Raw genomic sequence first — 7,778 nt, forward strand, 5'->3', positions numbered from 1 at the left:
CTTCTGATGATTCAGTGAAAAGGGTCATTTATTTAGCAACTTCAAATGCTGCTAAAAAATGGACCATGCCAACTCAAAATTGGCGTTTAGCAATGAATTGGTTTACGATTCAGTTCGATGATCGATTAAAAGATCATTTATAAAAAATGAGACTTACACAAAATAATTTACAGGCTCGTAGAAACATGAAAATACATTCTTTTGGTGAACACAATAACATTACTTTATCTAATAATTGTATTGAAGTTCGAGGTGCACGTGAGCATAACCTTAAGGATGTAGATGTTTCTATCCCAAGAAATGCACTTGTTGTTTTCTCAGGTGTATCGGGTTCAGGAAAATCATCACTTGCTTTTGGAACTATTTTTGCTGAAGCACAAAGAAGATATTTCGAATCTGTTGCACCTTATGCAAGACGCTTAATAGATCAGGCCGGAGTACCAGATGTTGATGCTATTGATGGTCTACCACCAGCAGTAGCATTGCAACAACAACGTGGTGTAAGTAATACCCGTTCTTCTGTTGGAAGTGTAACAACTTTATCAAATCTCGTGCGAATGATTTATTCGCGTGCTGGTGCATATCCTGCCGATCAGCCAATGTTATATGCCGAGGACTTTTCACCGAACACTCCTCAAGGTGCTTGTCCTACCTGTCATGGTTTAGGTCACATTTATGAAGTTACAGAATCGACAATGGTTCCTGACCCAACACTCAGTATTCGTGAGAGAGCTATCGCATCATGGCCACCTGCTTGGCACGGGCAAAACTTACGCGATATCCTAGTAACCCTAGGGTATGATGTTGATCGACCATGGAAAGATTTACCGCAATCGGATAGAGACTGGATTTTATTTACTGAAGAAACCCCAACAGTTCCTGTCTATGCTGGTTTAAGCCCCGCTGAGACTCAATCTGCACTTAAACGTAAACTAGAACCCAGCTATATGGGCACTTTCACTGGTGCTCGTCGCTATGTCCTTCATACTTTTGCTAATACCCAAAGTACGTTGATGAAAAAACGTGTTTCACGTTTTATGGAAGGAAAAATATGCCCTTCCTGTCATGGTAAACGCCTTAAACCAGAAGCCTTATCTATTACCTTTGCTGGAGTAGATATTGGTGAGTTTATGCAACTTTCTTTGGATAAGTTAACTTGCCTGCTTGAGCCCATTGTTCTTGGCAATTTCGACGCTCATGATGCTGGAGAAAAGACTAATAATAAAGTAACCCAACTTGATAGATCTGAACGAGCAACAACAGGTAGAGCAGTGCATTCTGTATCTCCAGATGTAAGACGTACGTCAGCACTTTCAGATGAAAAGAAAATTGCTGCCCAGCGTTTAGCAAATGGTGTGGTGGGGCGTTTAAATCAATTACGCCAGTTAGGTCTTGGTTATCTAACATTAGATAGAGCCACACCGACTCTTTCAGCGGGAGAGTTACAACGTTTGCGTTTAGCAACACAATTAAGTTCTATGCTATTTGGTGTAGTTTATGTACTGGATGAACCGTCTGCTGGATTACATCCTTCAGATAGTCAGTCATTATATGATTCTCTCGATAAATTAAGAGACGCTGGAAACTCCGTATTTGTTGTAGAGCATGATTTAGAGCTCATGCGTCGTGCTCAATGGTTAGTGGATGTTGGACCAGATGCAGGAGAGCAAGGTGGTAATATTTTATATAGTGGAGTACCTCAGGGTTTAAGTGAGATTTCAGCTTCACGTACTGCAAGTTATTTATTTAATAAAATCCCAGTTACTCAAAGTTATGGACGTACACCCTCTGGTTGGCTTGAACTTAACAATATTTACCGACATAACCTGCATAATATTGATGCTCGTATACCTCTTGGTGTACTTACAGCAGTTACAGGTATTTCAGGTTCAGGTAAATCTAGTCTCGTTTCTCAAGCTTTACCCGAGTTAGTACTTTCATATTTAGGCAATGAGTCTGAAACTGAAAACAATAATGAAAATAATCCTTTAAATGAAGGAATGTTGGTTAACGAGGTTACACAGGGTTCTCTGGCTGGTGATGTGGAGGCTATACAGCGTCTGGTACAGGTTGATCAAAAACCAATTGGCCGTACTCCACGTTCTAATCTGGCAACTTATACGGGTTTATTTGATCATGTTAGAAAGTTATTTGCTGGGACTCCTGAAGCTCGCCAAGCTCATTATGATGCTGGACGTTTTTCGTTTAATGTGGCTAAAGGGCGATGTGAAACTTGTGAAGGTGAAGGCTTTGTCAGTGTAGAGTTATTGTTTATGCCAAGTGTATATGCCCCTTGTCCGACATGTCATGGTGCTCGATATAATGATGACACTCTGAAAATTCGCTGGAATGGACGTAATATTGCTGAAGTATTAGGAATGACCGTCAATGAAGCACGTGATTTTTTTGATGGAGAGGTCTCGATTGCTCGTTCACTACAATTATTAAAGGAAATTGGCCTTGGTTATTTACGTTTAGGGCAACCAGCGACTGAACTATCTGGTGGAGAAGCGCAACGTATTAAATTGGCGACCGAGCTGCAACGCAATCAGCGTGGAAATACACTGTATATACTTGATGAGCCAACTACAGGTTTGCATCCATCAGATGTAGATCGATTGTTAGTTCAATTGCAGCGATTAGTCGATGCGGGTAATACCGTGGTTATGATTGAGCATGATATGCGTGCCGTTGCACAAGCAGATTGGGTGATTGATGTGGGACCAGGTGCTGGAAATGCTGGTGGGAATATTGTTGTGGCAGGAACACCAAAACAAATAACAGAAAATCAAGATAGCCGTACTGCTCCATATTTAGTTAATGAGTTAGTGAGTCGTGATACTAAACGTTGATATTGCGAGTGGGTAGAATAAATCCTTAAATTAAAAGCCTGTAAAATCAATCAGATATTTTTTGTTTTAGGTGGTGTGTGAGCATGAAATCTAAAAGTTTTTTTCAACTAAGGGCTTTGTTGCACAAACGGTAATCCTCTCATAAATAACTGAAGTTAAAAGTAGAGGTTAAGCAGCCATTAGAGGTGGCCTTCCTTTGTTTGCTTGGTGTGGTCTTTTATGGTTGTAATGCCACAGCCAGTTTGTTGCATAATCTTGTACTTCATCCAAAGTATCAAATAAATGTTTGCTCAGCCAACTATAACGTATAGTCCGATTATAGCGTTCAATATACGCATTCTGCTGTGGTTTACCTGGTTGAATATATTCAATACGAATACCTTGTTCAGTTGCCCAGCGTACAAATTCGTGACTGATAAACTCCGGGCCATTGTCACACCGAATAACTAACGGTTTTTCTCGCCATTCCAATAACTGATTCAATGTGTGAATAACCCTGATCGTGGGTAATGAGAATTCTGCTTCAATAGTCAAACCTTCTCGACGGTAATCATCAATCACATTCAACAATCGGAACTTACGACTATCGATCAGCTGGTCATGCATAAAATCCAGTGACCAGACCTGATTTGCCCGGATCGGCTCTTTCAGTGGTTCTGGTGCATGCCGTTTTAGTCTTCTTCTCGGTTTAATGCGCAGATTCAGTGCTAACTCACAGTAAATGCGATAAACACGCTTATGATTCCAAACATGGTTTTCAACATGACGTAGATAAGAGAAACACAGACCAAAACCCCAATCTGTATTTTCTTCAGTGAGCTCAATGAGCTGTTCTGCAATTAATGTATTGTCATCGTTTAACTTGGATTGATAACGGTAGCAGGTTTCACTGATACTAAATCCTCGGCAAGCCAAACGAATGCTAATCGCATAGTGGGCAACTGCCTGTTGTGCCATCTTACGTCGGCAAGATGGCCTCACCCTTGCGCAGCAGTGCTGCTCATTGCCATCGCTTCCTGAATGATCTCTGCCTTTAAGCGTTCTTCAGCATACATCTTTTTAAGTCTGGTATTTTCTGCTTCCAGTTCTTTGAGTTTTGCCATTAATGATGTATCCATACCGCCATATTTGGCACGCCATTTATAGAAGGTCGCATTACTCATACCGTGTTCACGACAAAGGGCGGCTACAGGTGTGCCAGACTCCGCCTGTTTCAAAATGGACATGATCTGACTGTCAGTAAATTTAGATGTTTTCATGCAGAATCTCCTGCCTATACTTTAAGAGAAAATTCTACTTTTAGGTCCTATTGTTTTTAGGAGGGATTACTGGGTACAAACATGGACATGATGAATCCAGATCAAACAAAAGAATAATTTGATTTTCGTTTGAAACTTTCTTTTCCAAATGAATTGTTTTTAAAGCAAACATAGTAAAGTTTATGAAGTATTCTTGAGGTCAACATATTATATTTTACAAATGAAATTGAAATTATTTAAGTTATTGAATTTTCGTTTAATAAAAGAAGATATGAAGTTATTATCAGGTATAATTCATTTAACATAATCAATATTATACGAAATCAGTGTGTTAGAACCCATTTAAAGTGTCTATATTCTCACCAATAAAAATGTCTGGTTTATGATGGTTTTTATCACCATGGACTGGATATAAAATATAAATGCTGATCACTATGTCTGATAAAGAAATTCAACGTCTTGCAGTTCTGCAAGACGTTAGAGATCATCGTATTACCCAGGTCCGTGCTGCTGAAATCCTGAATCTTTCCACCCGTCAAATTACCCGGTTATTGCAGAAGCTCAATCAAGATGGTGTCTCAGGTATGGCACATGCCAGTCGTGGTCAACCGGGTCATCGTCGCCATGATGATTTATTAAAATCAAAATGTCTTTCCATTATTTCTGAACATCTGCTGGGCTTTGGACCTACCTTGGCGCATGAGAAGCTCAGCAGCATGTTTGACCTGAATATCCCGGTAGAAACGGTTCGGCGCTGGATGACTGCAAATGACCTTTGGATTCCGCGATCCAAACGTCTAAAACGCCCATACCAGCCACGCTATAACCGTGATTGCTTCGGTGAGCTGATCCAGATTGATGGCTCATATCATGACTGGTTTGAAGGAAGAGCCACCAAATGCTGTTTGCTGGTTTATATCGATGATGCTACCGGCAAGCTGTTGCATCTACGCTTTTGTGAGGCTGAAACGACCTTTGACTATATGCTTTCAACCCGAGCCTACATTGAGCAATACGGCAAGCCCTTGGCCTTTTATAGCGATAAACACTCGGTATTTAGAGTCAACCAGAAATCCAGGCAAGACAGCCAGATCACGCAATTTGGGCGGATTCTGAATGAGTTAAACATTGATATTATCTTCGCCAATTCACCACAGGCCAAAGGACGTGTAGAACGAGCCAATAGAACGCTTCAGGATCGTCTGATTAAGGAGATGCGCTTAGAAGCTATCAGTTCGATTGCAGATGCCAATGCCTGGCTGCCCTGCTTTATTGAGCAATTTAATCGTAAATTTGCCAAGATGGCCTTTAATCCTAAGGATCTCCACCGGACTGTCACTGAAACAGCTGAAGAATTAGATGATATTTTTACTTGGCGTGAACCCCGCAGAGTCACCAATAGCCTGACCATTACTTATGATAAATGTGTATATATTCTGGAGAATATCCAAGAAAATCAGAAGCTGATCGGTAAATATCTTGAGTTTCTAGAATATCCGGATGGTACTGTAGCGATCATGCATGAAGGACGGAAGATCAATTACAGCATCTTCGATAAATTAAGTCAGCTTAACCAGCGAGAGATTGTTGAGAATAAACGTTTAAGTTCTGTATTGCTGCATATTCAACAACAGCATGAAGAACTGGAACAGCAAAACAAACGTAATCGTTCTCAAAAGATGCCAAGCAGACGTGCACAGAAAACAGCAATTCAACAACGAAATCTGAATCCTGTGCTTGACTTGGAAATGTCCATATAGGACATTTCTATTTGGTTATTAGGTAGGACATTTCTACTTGGGAATAACACAGTTTGTTAGAACCCATTTAAAGTGTCTATATTCTCACCAATAAAAATGTCTGGTTTATGATGGTTTTTATCACCATGGACGGGATATAAAATATAGATGCTGATCACTATGTCGGATAAAGAACTTAAACGATTGTCGGTTTTGCAGGAAATCTGCGATCAACGCATAACTCAATCCCAGGCTGCTCAGCTACTTCTACTTCATATTTCAGAATGTCAGGTCAGACGCTTACTGCAGAAATACAAAGTTCAAGGTCCAGCTGCATTAGCCCATACGGGTCGTGGCCAAACCAGCAATTCCAGGCTTTCTGAAGAACTCAGACTCAAGTGCCTCAATATTGTTTCTGATCAACTGCATGGTTTCGGACCAACCTTGGCGCATGAAAAGCTTATTCAACAGGAGTTATGGTTCATTCTGACCAAGGCAGTCAGTACTGTAGTCGTGCTTTTAGAGCGCTATTATTGACGAATAACTGTATTCAAAGTATGTCACGCAGTCTTGCGCAGTACACTGCTCATGTTGGGACAATGCAGTGACTGAAAGCTTCTTTCATACATTGAAAGGTCATGTAATCCATGGCAGTGTGTTTGCCACTCGAAAAGAAGCGAATGCTGTCTTGTTTGACTATATCGAGATTTATTACAATCGAATCAGAATACATTCTGCAAATGGCTGGTTAAGTCCTGAAGCCTTTGAACAAAAATATTGTAAGAATTTAGAGGGATCGAATGTCCACAATACTGTCTAGGATCAGATAAAGGATTCTGCATCTGAAAAAAGGCCTTTAGCTTAATTCTGAGCTTCGACTAATGACAAAATATAAGACTTCTACCTCTGAAAATTATAAAAAATCAATTTTTTTGATTTTTAAAGAATGAGGATATAGTATTTGTAAAATTACTTAGCTGCTTAAAACTTAATTCTAATTGGTTAATAGGTGAAAAATGAAATTAGCAGAAGCTCTCTTACTTCGAAGTGATCAACAAAAAAAAATTATTTCACTAAAACAACGTATCAATGCAAATGTATTGGTACAAGATGGTGATAAACCATCTGAAGATCCAAATGAACTACTAAAACAAGTATTTGCTTTAATTCAAGAATTTCAAAAATTAAGTTATGCAATTCATGAAACTAATGCTTTAACAAAATTAAATGATGGTCGTTCTTTACTTGCTTTATTGACTTTGCGTGATGAATTTGTAGAACAGCACAAAACCCTAACTGCAGCAATAAGTAATACATCTCGTGAATCTGATCGTTATAGTACGCGGGAAATAAAGTGGCATAAAGTTATTCCAGTTTCATCACTACAAAAACAAGCTGATGATATTAGTCTTAAATTACGTGATTTAAATGTGGTGATTCAGTCGAGTAATTGGAAAATTGATTTGATTGATGCCTAATAGTCCTTTAGATATAATCAAGTTGAACATACTGGGCGAGTACAAGATCCCTTACTTCCACAACATAGGATTGTAAATAAAGTGTAGTGGCTTGCAAAGCAAGTGGATAAGCTTAAAATTTTAAGTACAAATCAATCCATCACTTGGCATAACTCAAATCTTTGTGCGAACAAAGTTACATGTTACTTATAACTACCATGTACTGACAGTATGTTCACCTCAATTACTAAAAATAAAGAAATGAGCAAGCACCAGCTCAACTACATTTCTATTTTTAATTCGGTTCGGCTTTGTTGCATAACGAGCTGAAAGACAGATTTTGAAAACAGCAGATTCAAATCACAAGTTGAACCGTACCGGGTTCGTCGGAGACTTTTTTATTTAAGTTAGGCCACCTGACCTAACGGGTTAATCTTATCATAGTACATTGCTTCAAACTCAAAAGGCGAT

Annotated in this window: 3 protein-coding genes and 5 pseudogenes; 6 read left to right on the forward strand and 2 right to left on the reverse strand. The window is 39.3% G+C overall.

Annotation, left to right across the window (positions count from 1 at the left end):
• Nucleotides 1–143, forward strand: a pseudogene (locus Q9R24_RS14715) (IS256 family transposase); the annotation flags it as partial.
• Nucleotides 144–185: 42 nt separating this feature from the next.
• Nucleotides 186–2,852, forward strand: a complete 2,667-nt coding sequence (locus Q9R24_RS14720) for an excinuclease ABC subunit UvrA (protein WP_311215563.1) — start codon at nucleotides 186–188, stop codon at nucleotides 2,850–2,852.
• Nucleotides 2,853–3,020: 168 nt separating this feature from the next.
• Here Q9R24_RS14720 and Q9R24_RS14725 read toward each other — a convergent pair.
• Both Q9R24_RS14725 and Q9R24_RS14730 read right to left on the reverse strand, forming a co-directional pair.
• Nucleotides 3,021–4,111, reverse strand: a pseudogene (locus tag Q9R24_RS14725) (IS3 family transposase).
• 64 nt (nucleotides 4,112–4,175) lie between these two features.
• Nucleotides 4,176–4,283 (reverse strand): annotated as a pseudogene (locus Q9R24_RS14730) (site-specific integrase); the annotation flags it as partial.
• Nucleotides 4,284–4,533: 250 nt separating this feature from the next.
• Here Q9R24_RS14730 and Q9R24_RS14735 point away from each other — a divergent pair.
• From Q9R24_RS14735 to Q9R24_RS14750, 4 genes and pseudogenes are all read left to right on the forward strand, one after another.
• Nucleotides 4,534–5,871, forward strand: a complete 1,338-nt coding sequence (locus tag Q9R24_RS14735) for an ISNCY family transposase (RefSeq protein WP_311204768.1) — start codon at nucleotides 4,534–4,536, stop codon at nucleotides 5,869–5,871.
• A 159-nt stretch (nucleotides 5,872–6,030) separates the two neighbouring features.
• Nucleotides 6,031–6,312, forward strand: a pseudogene (locus Q9R24_RS14740) (helix-turn-helix domain-containing protein); the annotation flags it as partial.
• A pseudogene (locus Q9R24_RS14745) lies at nucleotides 6,306–6,670 on the forward strand (IS3 family transposase); the annotation flags it as partial. The pseudogenes Q9R24_RS14740 and Q9R24_RS14745, both read left to right, overlap by 7 nt.
• A gap of 196 nt (nucleotides 6,671–6,866) precedes the next feature.
• Nucleotides 6,867–7,328, forward strand: coding sequence for a DIP1984 family protein (locus Q9R24_RS14750; RefSeq protein WP_004281794.1), 462 nt, complete (start codon nucleotides 6,867–6,869; stop codon nucleotides 7,326–7,328).
• The last annotated feature ends 450 nt before the right edge of the window (nucleotides 7,329–7,778 follow it).

This window comes from Acinetobacter sp. RRD8, from assembly GCF_031844225.1.
Lineage (GTDB): Bacteria > Pseudomonadota > Gammaproteobacteria > Pseudomonadales > Moraxellaceae > Acinetobacter.

Coding starts and splice junctions, on each gene's coding strand:
- Q9R24_RS14735 (WP_311204768.1), top strand. CDS start 4,534: ATGCTGATCACTATGTCTGATAAAGAAATTCAACGTCTTGCAGTTCTG.
- Q9R24_RS14720 (WP_311215563.1), top strand. CDS start 186: ATGAAAATACATTCTTTTGGTGAACACAATAACATTACTTTATCTAAT.
- Q9R24_RS14750 (WP_004281794.1), top strand. CDS start 6,867: ATGAAATTAGCAGAAGCTCTCTTACTTCGAAGTGATCAACAAAAAAAA.